The sequence below is a fragment of the Pseudoxanthomonas sangjuensis genome (assembly GCF_010211755.1).
Taxonomy (GTDB): domain Bacteria; phylum Pseudomonadota; class Gammaproteobacteria; order Xanthomonadales; family Xanthomonadaceae; genus Pseudoxanthomonas_A; species Pseudoxanthomonas_A sangjuensis.
Genome location: NZ_PDWR01000018.1, coordinates 44002 through 65484, shown reverse-complemented (window position 1 = coordinate 65484; position 21483 = coordinate 44002). Strand labels below are relative to the sequence as shown.

23 protein-coding genes are annotated in these 21483 nt (G+C 69.6%); 6 read left to right on the top strand and 17 right to left on the bottom strand.

Features of this window, described 5'->3' with window-relative positions; all coding sequences use genetic code 11:
* Positions 1-16: 16 nt before the first annotated feature.
* The 4 genes from CSC71_RS10655 to CSC71_RS10640 all read left to right on the top strand — a co-directional run bounded on the left by CSC71_RS10655 (position 17) and on the right by CSC71_RS10640 (position 3083).
* Positions 17-754, top strand: coding sequence for a DUF6776 family protein (locus CSC71_RS10655; RefSeq protein WP_246192152.1), 738 nt, complete (start codon positions 17-19; stop codon positions 752-754).
* Between the two features lie 31 nt (positions 755-785).
* Positions 786-1166: an iron-sulfur cluster insertion protein ErpA gene (gene erpA, locus CSC71_RS10650; RefSeq protein ID WP_162374354.1), complete on the top strand. Its 381-nt coding sequence runs from the start codon at positions 786-788 to the stop codon at positions 1164-1166.
* A 61-nt stretch (positions 1167-1227) separates the two neighbouring features.
* Positions 1228-2142 carry an NAD(+) diphosphatase gene (nudC, locus tag CSC71_RS10645; RefSeq protein ID WP_162374353.1) on the top strand — a complete coding sequence of 305 codons (915 nt, stop codon included), beginning with the start codon at positions 1228-1230 and terminating at the stop codon, positions 2140-2142.
* 41 nt (positions 2143-2183) lie between these two features.
* A complete protein-coding gene (locus tag CSC71_RS10640; RefSeq protein WP_162374352.1) occupies positions 2184-3083 on the top strand; it encodes a hypothetical protein in 900 nt (299 codons plus the stop codon).
* 34 nt (positions 3084-3117) lie between these two features.
* Here the strand turns inward: CSC71_RS10640 and CSC71_RS10635 are convergent, their stop codons facing one another.
* The 4 genes from CSC71_RS10635 to CSC71_RS10620 all read right to left on the bottom strand — a co-directional run bounded on the left by CSC71_RS10635 (position 3118) and on the right by CSC71_RS10620 (position 6364).
* Positions 3118-3534: a DUF2752 domain-containing protein gene (locus CSC71_RS10635; protein WP_425501946.1), complete on the bottom strand. Its 417-nt coding sequence runs from the start codon at positions 3532-3534 to the stop codon at positions 3118-3120.
* Positions 3531-3899: a CD225/dispanin family protein gene (locus tag CSC71_RS10630; RefSeq protein WP_162374351.1), complete on the bottom strand. Its 369-nt coding sequence runs from the start codon at positions 3897-3899 to the stop codon at positions 3531-3533. Before CSC71_RS10630 ends, CSC71_RS10635 begins: the two co-directional genes overlap by 4 nt.
* A 53-nt stretch (positions 3900-3952) precedes the next feature.
* Positions 3953-4246: a CD225/dispanin family protein gene (locus tag CSC71_RS10625; protein WP_162374350.1), complete on the bottom strand. Its 294-nt coding sequence runs from the start codon at positions 4244-4246 to the stop codon at positions 3953-3955.
* Between the two features lie 189 nt (positions 4247-4435).
* A complete protein-coding gene (locus CSC71_RS10620) occupies positions 4436-6364 on the bottom strand; it encodes an MFS transporter (protein WP_162374349.1) in 1929 nt (642 codons plus the stop codon).
* A gap of 137 nt (positions 6365-6501) precedes the next feature.
* Between CSC71_RS10620 and CSC71_RS10615 the strand changes: the two genes are divergently transcribed.
* A complete protein-coding gene (locus CSC71_RS10615) occupies positions 6502-8340 on the top strand; it encodes a sensor domain-containing diguanylate cyclase (RefSeq protein WP_211367979.1) in 1839 nt (612 codons plus the stop codon).
* Positions 8341-8464: 124 nt separating this feature from the next.
* A complete protein-coding gene (locus CSC71_RS10610) occupies positions 8465-8734 on the top strand; it encodes a hypothetical protein (protein ID WP_162374347.1) in 270 nt (89 codons plus the stop codon).
* A gap of 18 nt (positions 8735-8752) precedes the next feature.
* Here the strand turns inward: CSC71_RS10610 and purD are convergent, their stop codons facing one another.
* The 13 genes from purD to cutA all read right to left on the bottom strand — a co-directional run bounded on the left by purD (position 8753) and on the right by cutA (position 21456).
* Positions 8753-10039, bottom strand: a complete 1287-nt coding sequence (gene purD / locus CSC71_RS10605) for a phosphoribosylamine--glycine ligase (protein WP_162374346.1) — start codon at positions 10037-10039, stop codon at positions 8753-8755.
* A complete protein-coding gene (locus CSC71_RS10600) occupies positions 10036-10452 on the bottom strand; it encodes a YbbD-related protein (RefSeq protein WP_162374345.1) in 417 nt (138 codons plus the stop codon). Before CSC71_RS10600 ends, purD begins: the two co-directional genes overlap by 4 nt.
* A 27-nt stretch (positions 10453-10479) precedes the next feature.
* Positions 10480-12069 carry a bifunctional phosphoribosylaminoimidazolecarboxamide formyltransferase/IMP cyclohydrolase gene (purH, locus tag CSC71_RS10595; RefSeq protein ID WP_162374344.1) on the bottom strand — a complete coding sequence of 530 codons (1590 nt, stop codon included), beginning with the start codon at positions 12067-12069 and terminating at the stop codon, positions 10480-10482.
* 55 nt (positions 12070-12124) lie between these two features.
* Positions 12125-12397, bottom strand: a complete 273-nt coding sequence (gene fis, locus CSC71_RS10590; RefSeq protein ID WP_162374343.1) for a DNA-binding transcriptional regulator Fis — start codon at positions 12395-12397, stop codon at positions 12125-12127.
* 142 nt (positions 12398-12539) lie between these two features.
* Positions 12540-13457 carry a DUF3426 domain-containing protein gene (locus tag CSC71_RS15570; RefSeq protein ID WP_246192150.1) on the bottom strand — a complete coding sequence of 306 codons (918 nt, stop codon included), beginning with the start codon at positions 13455-13457 and terminating at the stop codon, positions 12540-12542.
* 46 nt (positions 13458-13503) lie between these two features.
* Positions 13504-14421, bottom strand: a complete 918-nt coding sequence (gene prmA / locus CSC71_RS10580) for a 50S ribosomal protein L11 methyltransferase (protein ID WP_162374342.1) — start codon at positions 14419-14421, stop codon at positions 13504-13506.
* Positions 14422-14489: 68 nt separating this feature from the next.
* Complete coding sequence (locus CSC71_RS10575) at positions 14490-15761, bottom strand: hypothetical protein (protein WP_162374341.1); 1272 nt, start codon at positions 15759-15761, stop codon at positions 14490-14492.
* A 96-nt stretch (positions 15762-15857) separates the two neighbouring features.
* Positions 15858-17225, bottom strand: coding sequence for an acetyl-CoA carboxylase biotin carboxylase subunit (gene accC / locus CSC71_RS10570; protein ID WP_162374340.1), 1368 nt, complete (start codon positions 17223-17225; stop codon positions 15858-15860).
* 8 nt (positions 17226-17233) lie between these two features.
* Positions 17234-17704, bottom strand: coding sequence for an acetyl-CoA carboxylase biotin carboxyl carrier protein (gene accB / locus CSC71_RS10565; RefSeq protein ID WP_162374339.1), 471 nt, complete (start codon positions 17702-17704; stop codon positions 17234-17236).
* Positions 17705-17738: 34 nt separating this feature from the next.
* Positions 17739-18179, bottom strand: a complete 441-nt coding sequence (aroQ, locus tag CSC71_RS10560; protein WP_162374338.1) for a type II 3-dehydroquinate dehydratase — start codon at positions 18177-18179, stop codon at positions 17739-17741.
* Positions 18180-18309: 130 nt separating this feature from the next.
* Positions 18310-18837 carry a TlpA disulfide reductase family protein gene (locus tag CSC71_RS10555; protein ID WP_246192148.1) on the bottom strand — a complete coding sequence of 176 codons (528 nt, stop codon included), beginning with the start codon at positions 18835-18837 and terminating at the stop codon, positions 18310-18312.
* 26 nt (positions 18838-18863) lie between these two features.
* Entirely contained in the window at positions 18864-21104 is a 2241-nt protein-coding gene (locus CSC71_RS10550; protein WP_162374336.1) for a protein-disulfide reductase DsbD family protein, read from the bottom strand.
* Between the two features lie 4 nt (positions 21105-21108).
* Positions 21109-21456: a divalent-cation tolerance protein CutA gene (gene cutA, locus CSC71_RS10545; RefSeq protein ID WP_162374335.1), complete on the bottom strand. Its 348-nt coding sequence runs from the start codon at positions 21454-21456 to the stop codon at positions 21109-21111.
* Between the last annotated feature and the right edge of the window lie 27 nt (positions 21457-21483).

The following is a 21483-nucleotide window of genomic DNA, read 5'->3' as shown; positions in this document are numbered from 1 at the left end:
GCGCTATGCTCGCCGGATGACCGCGACACCCGTCACAAAACCCGCGCCGGCCAGGCCCGAACCCCACCCCCACCTGCAGCCGCTGACGCCGCGCGCCCGGCGCCTGCTGTATGCGGGCGCCGTACTGCTGCTGGTCTGGCTGGGCTTCGGCGGCTGGGGGGTGTGGAAGACCTTCGGCGAGTCGCGTTCGCCGGCGCCCAGCGTGGCCCAGCTGAAGGCGCAGCAGAAGCGCGTGGCGGAGCTGGAACAGCAGGTCGCCACCCTCAACCGTTCCGACCAGATCCGCCGCCAGGCCAATACCGACCTGCAGAGCACGCTGGCCGAGCGCGACGAGGAGATCGCCGCGTTGCGTGCCGACGTGGCCTTCTACGAACGCTTTGTCGGCGCCACCGCGCAGCGCCGCGGCCTGACCGTGCACAAGCTGCAGTTGCAGCCGCAGAACGACCAGTCCTGGCACTTCATCGCGACCCTGACCCAGAACCTCAACCGCGGCGCGGTCAATGCCGGCCGCCTGCAGGTGGCGGTGGAAGGCACCCGCGGCGGCAAGCTGCAGAAGCTGGCGTGGACCGAATTGCGCCAGGCCGGCGATCCGGGCGTGGCCTATTCGTTCAAGTATTTCCAGGAAGTCGAGGGCGACATGGTGCTGCCGCTGGGCTTCCGCCCGGCGCGCGTCGCGGTGCGGCTGGTGCCGCAGCACGGCGGCCCGGTCGAGCAGTCCTTCGCCTGGTCCGAGGCCGTGGCCGACGGCGCTTGAACCGGTTGCGGTCCGGCCCCATCCTGATCCCATGAGCACGTTCGTTTCCCTGCCCACCGCCGCCCCGGACTACCAGTCCATCGAGCGTCCGCTGAACTTCACCGCCGCGGCCGCGGCCAAGGTGCGCGAGCTGATCGCCGAGGAGGGCAACGACGCCCTCGCCCTGCGCGTCTACATCCAGGGCGGCGGCTGTTCCGGCTTCCAGTACGGCTTCGAGTTCGACGAGAACCGCGCCGACGACGACGTCGCGGTGACCACCGATGGGGTCAGCCTGCTGGTCGACCCGCTGAGCCTGCAGTACCTGGCCGGCGCCGAGGTCGACTACAGCGAAGGCCTGCACGGCGCGCAGTTCGTGATCCGCAACCCCAACGCGAAGACCACCTGCGGTTGCGGCAGCAGCTTCAGCATGTGATTTCCCGCGCAAGCCGCTCCGGCGGGAACAATGCCCCTGCTTCGGCGATAATCCCGGTTCGATGAGCCCGCCGCCGCATTCCCGACTCTCCGGCTTCGCCTTCGCCGATACCCCGCTCGACCGCGCCGACCACCTGCGCGACGATGCCGGCGCGCTCGCCGGGTTGTGGCCGTCCGCGCGGGTCCTGGCGATCGACGGCGAAGGCAACGCGCTCGCCGATGCGGACGGGCGGGCGCTGGCGCCGACCGGCGCGCAACTCGGCGGCGGGCCGGGCACCGCGATCTTCCTCGGCCTGCGCGAAGGCGAGGCGTGGTTCGCGGTCCGCGCCGAAACGCTGGCGTTCGATGCGCCCGCCCGCATCGACCTGCGCCGCGCCGCGGCGACGTGGCCGGCGTTCGAATCCGGCCTGTTCGCGCTGGCGCGCGCGTTGCTGCACTGGCACGCGCGCACGCGCCACTGCGGCGCGTGCGGTGGTGCGGTGCAATTCCGCCGCGCCGGCTATCTCGGCTACTGCACGCAGTGCGCGGCCGAACACTACCCGCGCGTCGACCCGGCGGTGATCGTCGCGGTCAGCGACGGCGAGCGCCTGCTGCTCGGCCGCCAGGCGTCGTGGCCGGCGCGGCGCTATTCGCTGGTCGCCGGTTTCGTCGAGCCGGGCGAAACGCTGGAGCAGACCGTGGCGCGCGAGGTGTTCGAGGAAACCCGCGTGCGCGTGACCGCCAGCCGCTACCTCGCCGCGCAGCCGTGGCCGTTCCCCGGCGCGCTGATGCTCGGCTTCGAGGCCGATGCGCACCCCGACGCGCCGCAGGTCGATGGCGAACTGGAGGACGCGCGCTGGTTCGGCGTCGACGAGATCGGCGCGGCGTTGCAGCGGCGCGCCGACGATGGCGGCGACGGCCTGCTGCTGTCGCCGCGCATATCGATCGCGCGCTCGCTGATCGAGCATTGGCACCGGCAACGCGCTCACGGCGGTTGAACGCCGGCCTCGGCTAGAATCCGGCCCGGGAGGGAGGTCCCATGTCCATCACGCTGGTCGCGGTCGTCATTGCCCTGGTACTCGGCCACGTGGCCCCGTCCACGGTGAATGCGTTGCGCCGCTACGACTGGTACGGGCGGTGGTTGCGCTGGCTGGGCGGCGACGCCATCGCCGGGCGCAGCGGTTTCTGGCGCGGGCGCTTCGGCATCGCGCTGGCGCTGTTGCCGCCGCTGCTGGCCGCAGGCTTGCTGCAATGGTGGCTGGACAAGCCGTGGATCGGCTTGCCGGGCCTGCTGTTCGACATCCTCGTGCTGGTCTACGCCTGGGGCCCGCGCGACCTCGACGTCGACGTCGAGGCGGTGATGGACAGCCACGACGCGGCCTCGCGCAACGCGGCGATCGCGAACCTGTGGCCGCAGGGCGAAAGCGTGCGCAGCGACGGCCCGGCGCTGGTCGAGGCGGTGTTCGGCAGCGCGCTGAAGCGCTGGTTCGGCGTGCTGCTGTGGTTCCTGCTGCTGGGCCCGTTCGGCGCGCTGTTGTACCGGTTGGTCGAATGCGCCAGCGCCGGCGAATTCTCCGCGACGCTGCCGGAAGGCAACCGCGCCGGCGTGCGCGGCCTGTGCGCGCTGCTGGAATGGCTGGTGGCGCAGCTGATGACGCTGGGCATGGCGCTGGTCGGCAACTTCGACGTGGTGCGCCAGGCCTGGCGCGGCGCCGGCGGCGACCGCATGAATCTGGACAGCGGTTTCCTTGGCGCGGCCGCGCGCGCCAGCGTCAGAAGCGAACTGGCGGAGGAGGCCGAGGAGTACGCCGAGGAAGGCATGGTGCAGGTGTTGCGCGAACTGCCGGAACTGCGCGACGCGATGAGCCTGGTCTGGCGCATCCTGCTGTTGTGGCTGGCGGTGCTGGCGGTGTTCGTGATCGGCGGTTGGGTGAACTGACCCGCTTGCGGGCGCATGGCCCCGCGCGTCGTCCTCAACCCGGCGCCAGCAAGGTGAAGGGGAACCACGGCAGGTTGCGCGCGATCCAGTACGCCGGCAGCAGCACCAGCCAGAAGCGCGGCTGCGACAGCAGGGCAATCACGGGCTGCATCGCCGTCGCCCGCCAGCCGAGCTTCCACGCCGCCAGCAGCGGCGAAACCGACAGCAGCAGCATCGCCAGCGGGTTCATCGAGAAAGCGCGCGGGACGTCGAGGTGGACCAGCGCGTGCAGCATCCGGGTCGCGCCGCAGCCGACGCAGTAGAACCCGGTCAGTTCGCGGAACGCGCACGGCGGGAAGATGCTGCCCGCCGCGTTCGGGTCGAAATTGCGGAGCAGCCAGAAGCCGGCGACGGCCGCGAATGCGGCCGCCGCCAGTCCCGCGATCTGCAGGGGTTTCAGCGCCGCGTTCACCTCTGCTGCGCGGCTTCGATCGCCTTGCGAATCTCTTCCATGCGTTCCATCTGGCCTTCGATGCCGCCGCCGACGAAGAAGCTGACCACGAACACCAGGAAGCCGACGATCAGGATGCCGGTGGTGATCCACGACCAGAGCTTCGCGTTCTTCGACGCCTGCAGCGCTGCATCGAACTGTTCCTGGGCGAGCAGTTTGTTGACCTTGCTGGCGAAGACGATGGCGACGATGCCGGTGCCGATGCCGATGATGGAGATGCAGGAGAAGCAGCAGACGACGAACGATAGGACGGTGACGATGATCGCCCAGACCAGATGGTTGGGTACGTTGCCGGGCGTGGCGGGTGGCGGGGGGATCGTGCTCATCGGGAATTCTCCATCAGGGTGGTGAACGGAAACGGTCGGCTGCGTATCCGGGCCTAGTGCGCGCCAGCCAGGCTGCCCAGCACCGCCAGGCCGCCGAAGAAGAGCAGCCACAGCAGGCACAGCACCGGCCCGACGATCACCGACAGGATCGCCCACAGTCCGGCCTTGCGCGAGGCCTCGCGGGCGCCGGTGATGTCGCCGGCGGCGCGCTTGCCGTCTACCTGCGCGGCGTAGACGATCGACACGATGCCCAGCGGCAGGCAGCAGAACAGCGTGGTGAGGATCGCCCAGACCAGGCGGTTCGGAACGTATTCGTACTGGCCGCCCGGTGGCGGAGCCTGGTTCATGGCATGTTCCCCGATGCTGTCGAAGCGGTCGAGCGCGACGCGACGCGTCGCGGTCCTCGGCCACGCGGTCAGCCTAACCCAATCGTTGCGCGCGGCAAAGCCGCCGCGAAGGCCGCGCCAGTTGCCGGCTGCGCGGTGGCGATGGCCGGCCCTCTTCGCCCGCGCCGCGTCCGCGCGGGCGCCGCGGACTCAGGCGGCAGCGCCCCGCAGCTCGCGCACTTTCGCCTCCAGCGACTCCGCGGTGGCGGTCGCGCCGTCGACGGGCTCGGCCGCGGCCACGTCCACGTGCGCGCGGAAGCGGCGCGGTACGCGCATGCGGCCCAGTCGCGTGCTTTCGTCAAGCATGCCGCGGCGGCTCCACATGCTGGCCCACATGCCGCGCAGCGCCATCGGCACGACCGGCACCGGCCTGCCGTTCTCGAGGGCGCGACCGAGGATCTTCTCCACGCCGGACTTGAACGGCGCGATTCCGCCGTCCTTGGTCAGCGCGCCCTCGGGGAAGATGCAGACCAGTTCGCCTTCGGCGAGCGCCGCGTCGATCTCGTCGAAGGCGCGCTGCATCAGCTCCGGATCCTCGCGCGCCCCGGCGATCGGGATCGCCTTCGCGGTGCGGAAGATCCAGCTCAGCACCGGGATGTTGAATATCCGGTAGTACATCACGAAGCGCGCCGGACGCGGGATGCTGGCCGACAGGATCAGCGCGTCCATGTAGCTGACGTGGTTGCAGACCAGCAGCGCCGCGCCTTCGTCCGGCACGTGCTTCTCGATGCCGTGCAGGCGCAGCCGGTACAGCGTGCGCACCAGCAGCCAGCTGAGGAAGCGCATCAGGAATTCGGGGACGATGGCGAAGATCCAGATCGCGACGGCGGCGTTCGCGATCGCCAGCGCCAGGAACAGCTGCGGGATCGTCCAGTGCAACAGGCGCTGCGCGGCGATGCCGACCGCCGCCGCCAGCACGATGAACAGCGAGTTCTGGATGTTGAGCCCGGCGATGACGCGCGACAGCTCGGATTTCGGCGTGCGGCTCTGGATCAGCGCGAACAGCGGCACCAGGAAGAAGCCGATGAACAGGCCGATGCCGGTCAGGTCGACGATGATCCGCGCGCTGCCGGCGGTACGGACGAACTCCGCGACGCCCAGGCCGCCGGCCGGCGCCGCGCCGGGGCGGGCGAAGTACAGGTCCAGCAGGAAGGCGCTCATGCCGATGGCGCCCAGCGGCACCAGGCCGATCTCGACGATGCGCCCGGAGAGTTTCTCGCAGAGCAGCGAACCGACGCCGACGCCGATCGAGAACAGTGCCAGCGCGAGGATGTACAGCGAATTGTCCTGCGGCGATGCGCCCAGCTGCAGTTCGGCATAGACCGGCAACTGCGAAGTCAGCATCGTGCCGAAGAACCAGAACCACGACACGCCCAGCACCGAATTGCGCACCGCCAGCTGCTTGCGCGCCAGGCGCATGATCGCCAGCGATTCGGGCAGGGGATTCCAGTTGATCTTCAGTTCCGGCGCGCCGGCATCGACCCTCGGGACCTTGCGCGCCACCACGTTGCCGGCGATGGCCAGCAGGATCACCGACAGCCCGGCGACCCAGGGGCCGTTGGCGCCGGCCAGCTGGAAGATCATGCCGCCGAAGATCATGCCGGCCAGGATGCTGATCGAGGAGCCCATCTCGACCAGGCCGTTGCCGCCGGTCAGTTCTTCCGGCGCCAGCACCGACGGCAGGATCGAATACTTCACCGGCCCGAACAGCGTGGACTGCAGGCCGGTGGCGAACAGCGCCGCCAGCAGGATCGCCATGTTCTGCAGCACGAAGCCGAGCGCGGCCACCGACATGATCGCGATCTCCATCGTCGTGGTGATCACGATCAGCCGCTGCTTCTCCAGTTTCTCGGCGACCTGCCCGGCGATCGCCGAGAACAGGAAGTAGGGCAGGATGAAGATCGCCGGCGCCAGCATCGCGTACAGCGACTTGTCCGCGGTGCCGACCGCCATGTAGGTCAGCAGGCCGATGATCGCCTGCCGGTACACGTTGTCGTTGAACGCGCCCAGCGACTGCACGGCGAAATAGGGCAGGAAGCGTCGCTGGGTCAGTAGCGAAAACTGGCTGTAGCTGGACATGCGGCCTCCCCGGGTCGGCGCAGACTAGCAGATCGGCCCGCCCGCATGCCTTGCCGGCCGTTATGGGGGCGACCGGGTTTCCGCGCGTCGAACGCCACTGTTATGATGCCGGCGGATCTCTGGGATCGGAGGTCGGCATGAATGCAACCGTTCCGACACCGACACCGATGCGCTATTGGCGTGATGTCCTTGCCGTGGCCGTGCTGATCGGCCTGCTGGATTGGCTGATGCTCGAGTTCGCGCACGGACCGGGAGAACTGTCCGCGGTCTGGTTCGGCAACGGGTTCCTGACCGGCTGGTTGCTGATGCGGCCCACGCCGCACTGGCCCCGGTACGCCGTCGCCGGCCTGCTCGCCGACGTGCTTGCGCGGCTGCTGTCGGGCAGCGCGCCGGTGCACGCTGTCGCGATCAGCCTGGTGGACATCGTCGAAGTATCGATCGTCGCCATCGTGGTGCGCCGGCGCGTGCCGGACATCGGCGATCCCAGGCGCTGGATCGAATTGGGCGGCATCGCCACGGCCGCCACGCTGGTCGCATGCGCGGCGTCGGGGTTGCTGGCGACCGGCGTGAACGCGCTGTTCGGCAGGACCCATTTCCTCGCCGGTTTCGTCGCCTGGTACGCGGCGCACGTGGTGGGCATGGTGATCTTCGCCACCGCGACGCTGGTGGCGCTTCGCGAGGGCCGTGCCCTGTTCACCGCGCGCGAGCGGCGCTGGTCGTTCGCCGCCGCCATGCTGCTGGTCGCCGCGGTGAGCGCGGTGGTGTTCAATCTGCGCTATCCGGTGCTGTTCCTTGCCTATCCGCCGCTGCTGCTGGCCGCGTTCCGCCACGGCTTCGCAGGCGTGGCCGTGGGCATCCTGCTGTTCGGCCTCACCGGCAGCGTCGCCACGGCCATGGGCAGGGGGCCGATCTCGCCGCTGGGCGCACTCGGCAGCGCCGGGCATATCGCCATGCTGCAGCTCTACATCGCCGGCGCGTGCCTGATGACGTTTCCGGTGGCGCTGGCCATGGCCGAGCGCAGGCGCCTCATCGCGCGCCTGCGCGAAGGCGAGCTGCGCTTCCGCATGCTCGCCGACTATTCGCACGACGTGATCGTGCGGATGCGGGCCGATGGCGAGCGCCTGTACGTGTCGCCGGCGGCGCTCGACATCCTGGGCTGGTCGCCCGAGGAGATGCTGGGCCTGCGCTGGAGCCTGGTCCATCCCGACGACCGCGCCAAGCAGGCGCAGGTCATGGAGGAAGTGCTCGCCAGCGGCCAGCCGCGCACCGAGGTTTATCGGATGCAACACAAGGACGGGCATTTCGTCTGGATCGAAGCGGTGACCCGGCCGATCCCCAGCATCGACGGGGAAGGCATGGACATCATCTACAGCGGCCGCGATGTTTCCGGTCGCGTGGCCGCCGAAGCCGAGCTGGAAGCGAACCGTCGCGAACTGGAACGGCTGGCGCGCGTGGATGCGCTGACCGGCCTGGCCAACCGCCGCCAGTTCAACGAGCGCCTCGAGCTGTCGTTGCTGCGGCTGAAGCGCCATGGCGCGCCGCTCGCCCTGATGTACCTGGACGTGGACCACTTCAAGGGCATCAACGACACCTGGGGCCATGCCGCCGGCGACCAGGTGCTGCGCACCTTCGCCCGGCGGCTGGCCAAATGCGTTCGCGCCACCGATCTGGTGGCGCGCCTGGGCGGCGACGAATTCGTGGTGGTGATCGAGGACGCCGCGTTGCCCGACGCCGCCGAAACGGTGGCGCGCAAGCTGGTCGCCCAGATGCGCCGCGGCATCGACGCCGGCGGAACCTGGGTCGCGGCCACCACCAGCATCGGCATCGCCTACGCGGACGCGCCCACCGAGGCGACGACGCTGCTGGCCGTGGCCGATGCCGCGCTGTACGCCGCCAAGCAGGCCGGGCGCAACACGTGGCGGATCCGGCCGGTCGCGCCGGCCGTGGAGCGCGCGGACGGGCAGGCGGGCGGCTGAGGCATGGCGCCGTGCGGCGCGGCCCTGCGGCCTTCACGAGGCCTTGATCTTCCGCCGCTTCGTTCGGCTGCCAGCCAGCTTTGCGCGACTACCCTGCGCTCGCGACCGAGGCAGGAGGTTTTCCATGTCCGAGGAGATCGTCAAGACGCCGCTGGACCACGTCAACGACACGCTGACCCAGCTCAAGGAGATGCGGCACTACGCCAAGAACAACGTGGAACTGCTGACCGCGAAGTGGATGCAGTTCGACGGCGAGCTGTCCGCGCTGAAGCGCGCGGGGCGCATCGAGGAGCTGATGCAGCGCCAGGGCGAATTGCACGACGCGCTGGAAACGGCGATCGCCGATTTCGAGGAGCTGGCCGCGTCGCTCCGGCCCGAGGAGCCGGCCGGCTGACCGGCCGAGCCTCCGGGCCTAGCCCTGCTCGCGGGCGATCGCCCGCCAGCCGATGTCGTGGCGGTGGAATTCGCCGTGCCAGGAGATGCCGGCGACTTCGGCGTAGGCCTTGCGCTGCGCGTCGGCGACGCTGTCGCCGAGCGCGCAGACGCACAGCACGCGGCCGCCGCTGGTGACGATGTTGCCGTTCTCCAGCTTCGTGCCGGCGTGGAAGACCTTGGTGCCCTCGACGTCGGGCACGTCCCACGAATCGATCACGTCGCCGCTGCGCGGCGACTCCGGGTAGCCCTCGGCGGCCATCACCACGCCCAGCGACGGGCGCGGGTCCCACTCGGCTTCGACTTCGTGCAGGCGGCCGTCGATCGCCGCTTCGACCAGGTCCACCAGGTCGGAGCGCAGGCGCAGCATCACCGGCTGCGTCTCCGGGTCGCCGAAGCGCACGTTGAACTCGATCACCTTCGGTGCGCCGGCCTTGTCGATCATCAGCCCGGCGTAGAGGAAGCCGGTGAACGGCGTGCCTTCGGCGATCATCCCGGCGACGGTCGGCTCGACCACTTCGCGCATGATCCGCGCGTGCACTTCCGGGGTGACCACCGGCGCCGGCGAATACGCGCCCATGCCGCCGGTGTTGGGGCCGGTGTCGCCGTCGCCGACGCGCTTGTGGTCCTGCGAGGTGGCCATCGGCAGCGCGGTGCGGCCGTCGACCATGCTGATGAAGCTGGCTTCCTCGCCGTCGAGGAATTCCTCGATCACCACGCGCGCGCCGGCATCGCCGAAGGCGTTGCCCGACAGCATGTCGCGCACCGCGGCCTCGGCTTCCCCGATGGTCATTGCCACGATCACGCCCTTGCCCGCGGCCAGGCCGTCGGCCTTGATGACGATCGGCGCGCCCTTCCTGCGCACGTAGTCCAGCGCGGCGTCGACGTCGGTGTGCACCGCGTAGAACGCGGTGGGGATGCCGCGGCGGCGCAGGAAATCCTTGGCGAAGGCCTTGCTGCCTTCCAGCTGCGCGGCGGCGGCGGTCGGTCCGAAGATGCGCAGGCCGGCGGCGCGGAACTTGTCGACGACGCCGGCGACCAGCGGCACTTCCGGGCCGACCACGGTCAGCGCCACCGCCTCGTCCCGCGCCAGCGCCAGCAGTCCGTCGAGGTCGGTGACCTTGACCGCGGCGTTGCGGCACTTCGCTTCGGTCGCGGTGCCGGCGTTGCCGGGCGCGACGATCACTTCGCTCACGCGCGGCGACTGCGCGAGCTTCCAGGCGAGGGCGTGTTCGCGGCCGCCGGAACCGATGACGAGGATTTTCATGGGGTTCTCCAAAAGTATGCAGTTTTGCCATCTGCTGATGCGGCAAGAAACCCTGAATTGTCGTCAGGACAGCGGTACAACAAAGGCATGGCCTTCAGTTGTGCGACTGCCGGCCACCAATGTGCGGTAAGGCGGGGAGCGGAAACGCGCTCGGAATCAGTGGCGACACATTCATTTCCGAAAGGGGGCTCGTCTCCAGATGAGTATTCAAACACGAGTACGGTTGCAATCGTGTCTACCTCGTGCTTTTCCCGGATATTTGTGGCGGAATCCGGTAGCCAACGCGGAATCCACCCTTTTTCAAAATATCCGGACTCCGTTATTTCGTTGCGAGAATCGAACTGCTCGTTCCGTTCTTCCAGTACTAGATCGCAACCGCTCACGGCGATTGACATGAACATCGTGATCGCCATGAAAAATGGACGCTTCATGGCTGCCGACTAATGCCGGAAGTGGCGAATGCCGGTGAACACCATCGCGATGCCGTGCTCGTTGGCCGCGGCGATCACTTCGCTGTCGCGCATCGAGCCGCCGGGCTGGATCACCGCCTTGATGCCGGCCTCGGCCGCGGCGTCGATGCCGTCGCGGAACGGGAAGAACGCATCGGAGGCCATCACCGAGCCGGGCACGACCAGGCCGGCGTCGTTGGCCTTGATCCCGGCGATGCGCGCCGAGTACACCCGGCTCATCTGCCCGGCGCCGACGCCGATCGTGCGCTGCTCCTTGGCGTAGACGATCGCATTCGACTTGACGAACTTGGCGACCTTCCATGCGAACAGCAGATCGGCGAACTGCTGCTCGGTTGGCGCGAGCTTCGTCGCCACCTTCAGTTCGTCGCGGGTCACCACGCGGTCGTCGGCGGTCTGCATCAGCAGGCCGGAGCCGACCCGCTTGGTGTCGATGAAACCCTTCGGCGCCGGCGCCAGCGGGATGCGCAGCACGCGCACGTTGGCCTTCTTCTTCGCGTACTCCAGCGCGCCGTCCTCGTAGTCCGGCGCGATCAGCACCTCGACGAACTGGCGGTCGAGGATGACCTTCGCGGTCGCCGCGTCGAGCTTGCGGTTGAAGGCGATGATGCCGCCGAAGGCGCTGGTCGGGTCGGTGGCGTACGCGAGCTCGTAGGCGTCGCCGCAGGCCGCGCCGACCGCGACGCCGCACGGGTTGGCGTGCTTGACGATCACGCAGGCCGGCGCGTCGAACTGGCGCACGCATTCCCACGCCGCGTCGGAGTCGGCGATGTTGTTGTAGCTCAGCTCCTTGCCCTGCAGCTGGGTGAACGTGGCCAGCGAGCCCGGCGCCGGGTACAGGTCGCGGTAGAACGCGGCCTGCTGGTGCGGGTTCTCGCCGTAGCGCAGGTCCATGACCTTGACGAAGTTGCCGTTGGCCTGCGCCGCGAACTGCGCGCGGCGCTTCGCGCCTTCGTCGGACGGTTCGGCGATCGCCGACAGCACGTCGCTGATCCGCGCGTCGTACTGGGCGACGCGGTTGAACGCGGCCGCGGCCAGGTCGAAGCGGGTCTTCGCGGAGAGCTTGCCGTCGTTGGCCTCGAGTTCCCCGACGACGCCGGCGTATTGCGCCGGGTCGGTGGCGACGGCGACGTAGGCGAAGTTCTTCGCCGCCGCGCGCAGCATCGCCGGGCCGCCGATGTCGATGTTCTCGACGATATCGTCGAACTTCGCGTCGGGATTCGCCGTCACCTTCTCGAACGGGTACAGGTTCAGCACCAGCAGGTCGATCGGCGCGATGCCCTGTTCGGCCATCACCGCGTCGTCGATGCCGCGCCGGCCGAGCAGGCCGCCGTGCACTTTCGGATGCAGGGTCTTGACCCGGCCGTCCATGATTTCCGGGAAGCCGGTGATGTCCGAAACATCTTTCACCGGCAGGCCGGCGTCGCGGATCGCCTTGGCGGTGCCGCCGGTGGAAAGCAGTTCGATGCCGCGGGCGGAAAGGGCGCGGGCCAGTTCGACCAGGCCGGTCTTGTCGGAAACGGACAGCAATGCCCGGCGAACGGGCAGGGAATCGGAAGCCATGGGATGGGGTGCTGCGGGATGGGGGCGCAAATTATAGCGGCCCCGGCGGCGGGCCTCAGGCCAGGCCGTAGTCCTTCAGCTTCTTGCGCAGGGTCGCGCGGTGGATGCCGAGCAGCGCGGCGGCGCGGCTCTGGTTGCCTTCGCAATGGTTCAGCACTTCGATGAACAGCGGGATTTCCATCTCGCGCAGCACGGTCTGGTACACGTCGTCGGCGTCGCTGCCGTTGAGGTCGCGCAGGTAGCGGCGCACGGATTGCGCGACGTGCTCGCGCAACGGCGGGCGGTTCTGGCCACGGCTCGCGTCGTGGCGGGTCTGTGCGGCGTTCAACGATGTGCCCCGTACCAGGATGGGAACTGAAACGATGTTCGAACTTGTAATGCCCGGCGAAGCCGAGCGGCATCGACGGGGGGAGCGAGTCTAGCGCGCGACCGGGGCTTGTGCACGCGTTTCCTGCCGCGCGGCCCGGCCTTTAGCGAAAGTCGAAGGTGAATGCGACGGCCGGCGTCTTCGGTTCGCGCAGGCGGAACGAGACTTGCGCGCTTTGTCCGGGAGACAACTCGGTCTGCGTCACCGACTTGTCCAGGTATTCCTTCGCGGTGAATACGCGCGCGCCGACCACGCGGCCGTCGGCATCGGACAACGTCAGCTGCAGGGCCGGCCACGGCTGCGGCCAGCGCGCATCGTTGCGGAACGTGGCCTGCACCAGCAGCGTGCCGGGTGCGTCCGGCACGGGGCGCACGTCGCGGCTCAGCATCGCGAAGGCCTGCGGTTCGCGCCACGGCGGCAATTTGCAGCCCAGCGTCTCGCACGCCGCGCCCAGTACCGGCCGCCAGTTCGCATCGGCAGCGAAGCGTTCGCGGTCGGCGAGCAGGATCTGCACGCCGAGCAACAGGCCGAGCGCCATCAACGCGGCCCATTGCCATGGGTGGGTGCGCACGCGCACCACGGGCGCGTCGTCGCGGGTGAAGCTGGGCGCGGCGTCGGCGGCGATGGCCGCGGATCCGGCGATCGATTCGGCGACGCCTTCGGCCTGCGCTTCCAGTTCCGGCAGTGGTTCGGCCGCATCGCTGCCGGCTTCGGCCTCGCATTCCTGTTCGATCGCTTCCAGCGCGGCTTCGGTGGCGATCGCGTCGTCGAGCGGGGAGGCTTCGGCGCCGGTTTCATCGAGGGCCGGGCCTTCCACCGTCGCGGTCGCTCCGGTTTCGTCCTTCGCACCGTCCGTCGCGGCTTGTTCCGGCGCGGCGGTTTCGGTGGATGCCGCGGTGACCGGCTCCGCGGTCGCATCGTTGCCGATGTCGCCGCCGCAATCCGGGCACAGCGTCAGCGCCGGATTCGCGCGCAACGCGGCGTCGAGCGAATGCCAGCAGTGGGGACAGATACGGGGCACGGCTTATTCAAGCATGCGGCGGAGCGACGAGGAAGGGCGGTGCGCCTCACTTCCGCACGCCGTCGATCCGCATCCAGTCGCCGTCCTGCGTGGCGACCAGGTCGTCGAACCATTCGGCGTAGCGCGCCAGCAGCTCGCCCTCCTGGCCGTGCAGGATGCCGGACAGGGCGATGCGGCCGCCGCGGGCGACGCGCGCGGCCAGGGTCCCGGCCAGCGCGTCCAGCGCCGAGGCCAGGATGTTGGCGACCACCACCGGATAGGTCGAAACCGGTTCGTCCTGCGGCAGGTACACCGCGAGCCTGTCGCCGACGGCATTGCGTTCGGCGTTGTCGCGGCTGGCGATGAGCGCCTGCGGGTCGTTGTCGACGCCGACCGCGCGCGCCGCGCCCAGCTTCAGCGCGGCGAGGGCGAGAATGCCGCTGCCGCAGCCGAAATCGAGCAGCGTGCGGTCCTGCAATTCGCCGTTCGCCGCGAGCTCGTCCAGCCAGCGCAGGCACAGCGCGGTGGTCGGGTGGGTGCCGGAACCGAAAGCCAGGCCGGGGTCGAGCCGCACCACCGCGGCATCGGCGGCCCGCGCCGCGTCCGGCAGTTCGTGGTTCCACGGCACGATGAAAGTGCGCGCGCCGAAGCGCAGCGGCTGGAACTGGTCCAGCCAGGCGCGTTCCCAATCCTGGTCCTCGACGGCGCGGAACGACGCCTGCGCCCAGTCGAGGCCGGGATCGAAGCTTTCCAGCGCGGCCAGCAGCGCCAGCGCGTTAGCGTCGGCCGGGAACAGCGCGGTCAGCACCAGCGATTTCCACAGTGGCGTTTCGCCGACGCCCGGCTCGAGGATCGCCTTTTCGTTCGTGGTGTCGGCGTCGGCGTCGAGCAGGGTCACCGACAGTGCGCCGACGTCCTCCAGCGCGTTCTCGTAGCGCGGCTGTTCGGCTTCGCTGCAACGCAGGGACAGTTCGAGGTAGGGCATGGGCGGATCGTGCGGGAAAGCGCACATCGTAGCCGAAGCGCCGCGTGCGGCGCGTCGGCGCCACCCCGTCAGAAGTTGCGCAGGATGCCTTTCAGCAGCTTCTTGCCCTTGCTTTCCTGTTCCTGCTTCCGGTCGCCGGAATCGGAGTCCTGATCCACCTGCACGCCGGACAAGTCCATGCCGAGCATTGCGCTGGCGGTGGACTTGGTGCGCACGCGCACGTTCCATTCCGGATCCCATTCCAGCGCTTCCTTCGGGTCGGTCGGTTTCGGCGGCCAGACGAGGTTGGTTTCGGGGCCGTAGGCGATCATGCCGAGCATGCCCATTCCCCCCATGCCGCCCTCGCCGGGCGCGTTGCCGGCGGCGGCGAAGATGCCCTTCGGAATCGTGCAGCTGGTGGCGGACGGCGCCAGCAGCACCTTCTCCTTGAGCCAGCGGTCGATGTACGAACCGGTCAGGTACTGCATCAACCCTTGGCCGGCGCCGCCGGTTTCGGCGCTGCTCCACAGCACGATGGTGCTCTTGTCCTGCATCGCGAAGGCGGTGAGGAAGTAGGCCTTGGCGCGGTCCACCGGCTGCCATTCCACCGTGATCGCGTCGCTGGCCTGGCCCCGGGTGCTCAAGGCGATCTTCGGCATGAAATCGGCGTTCCGGCCCAGTTCGAACTTCAGCGAGGCCGGTACGCCGTCGCCGCTGATCTGGTGCGGGCCGGCCAGCGACGCGCCGTCGGGCACGCGCTTGCCGTGCTTGCGGTTCGGCCACACCGCGAAGGCCGGGGTGGCGTCGATGTCGCGGTCGGGCGCGAATTTGCCGGCCGAGATGCCGCCGCTGGCGGTGATGCTGCCGCCCTTGGACTGCACGGTCAGTTGCTTCGGCTGGCCCGGGCGCACCGCGGCGCCGCAGCCCCAGTATTCGAGTACGGTGATCTGCCCTTCGGGCAATTGCCCGGGGGCGCCCGGTTCGCCGCGCGCGGTCGATTGCGGGGTCGGCGGCACCAGCGGCAGCGATTTGCCCAGTTTCAGCCCCGGTGGGATCGCATCCGCCGCCTCGACGCCCGGCTTGAGGCTGTTGTGCAGGGCAATGTCGAGGTACTGGCCGGTCATGGCCGCGTAACGGGCGCTTGGATAGGTCAATTCGGCGCCCTTGCCGCCCATCATCCCCATCGCGAAGCGGCCGAGGCCGCCCATGTCGGGCATGCCGGCCATGTTGTGGGTGGAAACATCGATCCAGACCTGCGTTTCCGGTCCGGATGGCGGCGCGCTGCTGGCGGGAATGGAGATCGCGGCGGCGATCGCGATGACCGGGGCGCTGGCGCGCAGGGATGGTCGGAGGCGGCGCATGGGACGTACCTGTCGGGGGCGACGTTTCCCATTACGCGTAACCAACCGTCGACCGGTCAGGCGGCGGCGCCGGCGCGCTGCCGCCTCCGGGCCGGCTCACCCCAGCGAGATCGGCTTGTTCTTGCGCTCGGCCAGGCGCTTTTCCAGGTAGTGGATGTTCTGTCCGCCGGCGCGGAAGCCCTGGTCGCGCATGATCCGCTGCTGCAGCGGGATGTTGGTCTTGATGCCGTCGACGATGAATTCGCTCAGCGCCACGTGCATGCGCGCGATCGCGGTCTCGCGGTCCGGGCCGTGCACGATCAGCTTGCCGATCATCGAGTCGTAGTTCGGCGGCACGCGGTAGCCGGTGTAGATGTGCGTGTCGACGCGCACGCCGGGGCCGCCCGGCGGGTAGAAGCCGGTGATCGTGCCGGGACTGGGCGCGAAGGTCTCGGGGTCCTCGGCGTTGATCCGGCATTCGATCGCGTGGCCCTCGATGACGATGTCCTCCTGCTTCAGCGTCAGCTTCTGCCCGGCGGCGATGCGCAACTGCTCGACCACCAGGTCGACGCCGGTGATGCGCTCGGTCACCGGGTGCTCGACCTGGATGCGGGTGTTCATCTCGATGAAGTAGAAGCGGCCGTTCTCGTACAGGAACTCGAAGGTGCCGGCGCCGCGGTAGCCGATGCGGATGCAGGCTTCGACGCAGACGCGGCCGATCTCGGCGCGCTGTTCGGGCGTGATGCCCGGCGCCGGCGCCTCCTCGACCACCTTCTGGTGGCGGCGCTGCATCGAGCAGTCGCGCTCGCCCAGGTGGATCGCGTTGCCCTGGCCGTCGGCGAGTACCTGGATCTCGATGTGGCGCGGGTTCTCCAGGAATTTCTCCATGTAGACCTCGCCGTTGCCGAACGCGGCCTTGGCCTCGGACTTGGTGGTGGCGATGGCGTTGCCGAGCGCGCCTTCGGCGTGGACCACGCGCATGCCGCGCCCGCCGCCGCCGCCGGCCGCCTTGATGATCACCGGGTAGCCGATCTCGCGCGCGATCTTGGTGTTCTCGACGATGTCCTCGCCGAGCGGGCCGCCGCTGCCGGGCACGCACGGCACGCCGGCGGCCTTCATCGCGCGGATCGCCTCGACCTTGTCGCCCATCAGGCGGATCGTGTCGGCCTTCGGCCCGATGAAGATGAAGCCGCTCTGCTCCACGCGCTCGGCGAAGTCGGCGTTCTCGCTGAGGAAGCCGTAGCCGGGATGGATGGCCTGCGCGTCGGTGACCTCGGCCGCGGCGATGATCGCCGGGATGTTGAGGTAGCTTTCCGCCGACGGCGCCGGGCCGATGCACACCGACTCGTCGGCCATCGCCACGTGCTTGAGGTTGCGGTCGACGGTGGAGTGCACCGCGACCGTGCGGATGCCCAGCGTGTGGCACGCACGCAGGATGCGCAGGGCGATTTCGCCGCGGTTCGCAATTACGACCTTGTCGAGCATCACGCGCCTCAGTTGATCACGAACAGCGGCTGGTCGAATTCCACCGGGTGGCCGTTCTCGCCGAGGATGGCGACGACGGTGCCGGAGACGTCGGCCTCGATCGGGTTGAACATCTTCATCGCCTCGATGATGGCCAGCGTGTCGCCGGCCTTGACCGCCTGGCCGACGCTGACGAACGGCGGCTTGTCCGGCGACGAGCTGGCGTAGAAGGTGCCGACCATCGGCGCGCGCACCACGTGGCCGTCGGGCAGGGCGTTGCCGGGCTTGGCGCTGCCGCCGGTGGCGGCCTCGACCGGCGAGTTCATCGGCATCGGCGCGGCCGGGGCCGCCGGCGCGGCGTACTGCGGCGCGGCCACGGCCACGCCGCCCTTGGGCACGCGCGCCAGGCGCACGGATTCCTCGCCTTCCTTGATTTCGATTTCGGCGAGGTTGGATTCTTCCAGCAGGTCGATGAGTTTCTTGATCTTGCGCAGGTCCATGGTGGGCCTCTTTGGAGCGGAAAGGTGGAGGGGTTCAGGCGGACAGCCGCTTGATCGCGGCGTCCAGCGCGTAGCGGTAGCTGTCCGCGCCGAAGCCGCAGACCACGCCGACGGCCAGGTCGCTGAAATAGCCGTGGCGGCGGAACGGTTCGCGGGCGTGCGGGTTGGACAAGTGGATCTCGATGAAGGGCAGGGCCACGGCTGCCAGCGCGTCGCGCAGCGCCACCGAGGTGTGGGTGAACGCGGCGGGGTTGATCAGCACGAAGGCGGTGCCGTCGCCGCGCGCGGCCTGGACCCGGTCGACCAGGGCGTGCTCGGCGTTGGACTGGAAGCTCTCCAGCGCATGGCCGGCGGCCTGCGCGCGGGCGGCGAGGTCGGCATCGATCTCGGCCAGCGTGGTGCGGCCGTAGACTTCCGGCTCGCGGGTGCCGAGCAGGTTGAGGTTGGGGCCGTGCAGGACCAGCAGCTTCGCCATCGGGGGCTTGGGAACGGAAAGGGCGGCAGTGTGCGGGAAGCCGGTGTTGCTGTCCAGTTCGCCGAAGTTTATGACGTTTTAATCGGGCGTTTGAATCGAGAGTCGGGGCCGGGGCCGTGTTTGAACGGGTTCACGGATCGGGATTCCGCCCCCATCCGGCCAGCTCGCCGGCCGCAAACGGGCCGGCCTTCTGCGCGACGATGCGCCCGTCGGCCCCGACCAGCACGCTGTAGGGAAGAACGCCGCGGGCATTGCCCAGCCGCACGCTGGCGTCCGCGCCACCGGGTGTGTCGAGCAGGATCGGGTAGCCGACCGGTACCTGCGCGAGGAAACGGTCCACCGCTTCCGGCGTGTCCAGGGCAATGCCGATGACCTGCACGCCGTTGCCCGCCTGTTCGCGGGAATAGCGGTCCAGTTCCGGCATTTCCCGCAGGCACGGCGCGCACCAGCTGGCCCAGAAGTTGACCAGCAGCGGGCGGCGGGCGAAATCGGCCGGCAATCGCACGGTTTTGCCGTCGCGGCCGGGCAGGGCGAGGGCCGGCATCGGATCGCCGGGCCGCGAGGCGGAAGCGGGCGCGCCCGCGACCGGGAATGGCGTGCGGGGCCGGTGCAGGTGGCGCTCGGCGAACAGCCCCAGCAGGCCGGCGGCCAAGGCCATGGCCAGTACCAGCGGCGTCGACAGCCTCACCGCGCCGCCCGCGCCAGCGCGTCGCGGACGACGGCCTCGGTCAGCACGGTCGGCAGCACTTCGCCTTCGCCGCCGCCACGCGGGAACACCACGTACAGCGGTACGCCGACCGCCTTGTACTTGTCGAGGAAGGCGGTGATCGCCGGGTCGGTGTTGGTCCAGTCGCCGACCATGTACACGCCGTCGGCGTCGCGCAGCGCGTTGCGGAACGGCTCGCGTTCCAGCACCGCCTTCTCGTTGGCCTTGCAGGTCACGCACCAGTCGGCGGTGACGTCGACGAAGACCACGCGGCCCTGGCCGCGCAGCGCCTGCAGTTTTTCCGCCGAATAGGCGACGCGGTCTTCGCTTTCGGCGAAGTGTTGCGCCGCCGCCGGCAGTTTCGCCACCTTCCATGCCGGCCACAGCGCGAGCACGGCCAGCAGCAGCGCGGCCACGCGCCACGCCGCCGCGCCGTTCCAGCGCTTGCGTTCGAACCACCACAGCGCCAGCGCGAACACGGCCAGCCCCGCCGCGACCAGCGCCATCGCGTCGGCGCCGCGCTGCTTGCCCAGCACCCACAGCAGCCAGACCGCGGTCAGGTACATCGGGAAGGCGAGCAGCTGCTTCAGCGTCTGCATCCACGCGCCCGGTTTGGGCAGCTTGTCGGCCAGCGCCGGCACGAAGCCGATCAGCAGCATCGGCAAGGCCAGGCCCAGGCCGAGCGCGAGGAACACCACGATGCCGCCCAGCGCCGACGACGCGAACGCATAGGCCAGCGCGCCGCCCATGAACGGCGCGATGCACGGGCTGGCGATGACGCAGGCGAGCACGCCGGTGAAGAAATCGCCGGCGGGGCCGCTCTTCGACGCGAGCTTGTTGCCGACGTTGCCGATGCCGCCGCCCAGGGTGAACACGCCGGACAGGCTCAGGCCCAGGGCGAACAGCAGGTAGACCAGCGCGGCGACGAACCACGGCTGCTGCAGCTGGAAACCCCAGCCCAGCGCCTGTCCGCTGGCGCGCAGCGCAACCGCGAGCGCGCCGACCGCGGTGAACGAAACCAGCACGCCCAGCGTGTACCACAGCGCATGGCGGCGCGCGTGCTCGCGGCTTTCGCCGGCCTGCGCCAGTCCCAGCGCCTTCAGCGACAGGATCGGCAGCACGCATGGCATCAGGTTCAGCACCAGCCCGCCGAGCAGGGCCAGCAGCACTGCGCGCAGCAGGCCGCCGTTCGCGGCGGAGGGCGGTCGTGTGCGATTGGCGTTCCCGGCGGAAGCGTCGGCGGGCGCCGTGGTTGGCCCGCTTGCGGCCGCGTCCGTCGTGGCGCCGGAAATGGGATTCGAACCTGCGTCGTTGACGGAATCGACCTTGCCCGCTGGCAGCGCGACCTGCACCGTGCGGGTCATCGGCGGATAGCAGATGCCATCGGTCTGGCAGCCCTGGAAGGTCGCGACGACGTCGACGTCCGCCGCATCGGCGCGGCTGCGCAGCAGCGGTAGCGGTACGTCGGCCTGGTCGAAATAGACCACCTGGTCGCCGAAATGCTCGTCGTGGTGATTGGTGCCCGGCGGCCACCGCGGCGCGCCGGCGGCGATGCCGGGCGCGCCCTCGACCTTGAAGCTGCTGCGGTCGCGGTACAGGTAATAGCCCTTGGCCGGGGTGAAGCGCAGCAGGACGGTGTTGCCGTCGCCGGCGATGGCCTCGAAGGCGAAGGCGCGCTCCGGCGGCAGCGGCAGCGCATCGACGGCCGCCGTGCCGCCGAACAGCGGCAGTCCGCCGCGGGAAGGCGCGCCCGGCAGCGATGCGCCGGCGGCTTCCGCCGGCAGCGCGACCGTCACCGTGCGCGTCTGTGGCGGATAGCAGATGCCGGCATCGGCGCAGCCCTGGTACCTGACCTTCAGCGCGACCGTGTCGACGCCGGCATCGGCGGTGCCTTCGAGCACGCCGACGAGTTCGTGGCGGTAGGTCTCGACGTCGCCGAAGAATTCGTCGTGGTGCGGTTCGCCCGGCGGCAGCTGCAGCTCGCCGGCGGCGAAACCCGCGCCCTCGACGGTCGCCCCGGTGCGATGCCGGTACAGGTAGTAGCCGTCCTCGATCTTCCAGCGCAGTTCGATGCGGTCGCGGCTGGGCGCGCTGGCGCTGAGCACATAGGCCTGGTCGACCGGCAGCAGGTCGTCGGCGCCCTGGTTGTCCGCCCGTGCCGGCAACGCGGCGCAGGCGCAGGCGGCCAGCAGCAGGGCAAGACGGAAGATCGACGGCATCGGCTCAGGTTTCCAGTCGCGGCGGTTCTTCGGCGGTTTCGGCGCGCACCCAGTCCAGCCAGCCGGACAGGCCCGCACTCGCTTCGACCGCGACCGCCTCGGGCAGTTCATACGGGTGCAATTCGCGCAGCCGGGCGATCGCCGCGTCCAGTCGCGCCGACGTGGTCTTGACCAGCAGCTGCACCTCGTCGGCCTGTTCGATCGCGCCCTGCCAGCGGTACAGCGAACGCGCGCCGGGCAGCCGGGTCACGCAGGCGGCCAGGCGTTCTTCGACCAGCGCGCGCGCGATGCGCTCGGCGCTGTCGGCATCGGGGCAGGTGCTGAGCAGCAGATGGACGGAAGGGCCGGGCATGCGCCGGCCAGTATAGGGCTTGCCGGC

What these genes read in the sequence shown, in the direction of transcription:
- CSC71_RS10655 (WP_246192152.1), top strand. Translation starts at nt 17, where the DNA reads ATGACCGCGACACCCGTCACAAAACCCGCGCCGGCCAGGCCCGAACCC.
- erpA (WP_162374354.1), top strand. Translation starts at nt 786, where the DNA reads ATGAGCACGTTCGTTTCCCTGCCCACCGCCGCCCCGGACTACCAGTCC.
- nudC (WP_162374353.1), top strand. Translation starts at nt 1,228, where the DNA reads ATGAGCCCGCCGCCGCATTCCCGACTCTCCGGCTTCGCCTTCGCCGAT.
- CSC71_RS10640 (WP_162374352.1), top strand. Translation starts at nt 2,184, where the DNA reads ATGTCCATCACGCTGGTCGCGGTCGTCATTGCCCTGGTACTCGGCCAC.
- CSC71_RS10630 (WP_162374351.1), bottom strand. Translation starts at nt 3,899, where the DNA reads ATGAGCACGATCCCCCCGCCACCCGCCACGCCCGGCAACGTACCCAAC.
- CSC71_RS10625 (WP_162374350.1), bottom strand. Translation starts at nt 4,246, where the DNA reads ATGAACCAGGCTCCGCCACCGGGCGGCCAGTACGAATACGTTCCGAAC.
- CSC71_RS10620 (WP_162374349.1), bottom strand. Translation starts at nt 6,364, where the DNA reads ATGTCCAGCTACAGCCAGTTTTCGCTACTGACCCAGCGACGCTTCCTG.
- CSC71_RS10615 (WP_211367979.1), top strand. Translation starts at nt 6,502, where the DNA reads ATGAATGCAACCGTTCCGACACCGACACCGATGCGCTATTGGCGTGAT.
- CSC71_RS10610 (WP_162374347.1), top strand. Translation starts at nt 8,465, where the DNA reads ATGTCCGAGGAGATCGTCAAGACGCCGCTGGACCACGTCAACGACACG.
- purD (WP_162374346.1), bottom strand. Translation starts at nt 10,039, where the DNA reads ATGAAAATCCTCGTCATCGGTTCCGGCGGCCGCGAACACGCCCTCGCC.
- CSC71_RS10600 (WP_162374345.1), bottom strand. Translation starts at nt 10,452, where the DNA reads ATGGCGATCACGATGTTCATGTCAATCGCCGTGAGCGGTTGCGATCTA.
- purH (WP_162374344.1), bottom strand. Translation starts at nt 12,069, where the DNA reads ATGGCTTCCGATTCCCTGCCCGTTCGCCGGGCATTGCTGTCCGTTTCC.
- prmA (WP_162374342.1), bottom strand. Translation starts at nt 14,421, where the DNA reads ATGCCCTACCTCGAACTGTCCCTGCGTTGCAGCGAAGCCGAACAGCCG.
- CSC71_RS10575 (WP_162374341.1), bottom strand. Translation starts at nt 15,761, where the DNA reads ATGCGCCGCCTCCGACCATCCCTGCGCGCCAGCGCCCCGGTCATCGCG.
- accC (WP_162374340.1), bottom strand. Translation starts at nt 17,225, where the DNA reads ATGCTCGACAAGGTCGTAATTGCGAACCGCGGCGAAATCGCCCTGCGC.
- accB (WP_162374339.1), bottom strand. Translation starts at nt 17,704, where the DNA reads ATGGACCTGCGCAAGATCAAGAAACTCATCGACCTGCTGGAAGAATCC.
- aroQ (WP_162374338.1), bottom strand. Translation starts at nt 18,179, where the DNA reads ATGGCGAAGCTGCTGGTCCTGCACGGCCCCAACCTCAACCTGCTCGGC.
- CSC71_RS10555 (WP_246192148.1), bottom strand. Translation starts at nt 18,837, where the DNA reads ATGGCCTTGGCCGCCGGCCTGCTGGGGCTGTTCGCCGAGCGCCACCTG.
- CSC71_RS10550 (WP_162374336.1), bottom strand. Translation starts at nt 21,104, where the DNA reads ATGCCGTCGATCTTCCGTCTTGCCCTGCTGCTGGCCGCCTGCGCCTGC.
- cutA (WP_162374335.1), bottom strand. Translation starts at nt 21,456, where the DNA reads ATGCCCGGCCCTTCCGTCCATCTGCTGCTCAGCACCTGCCCCGATGCC.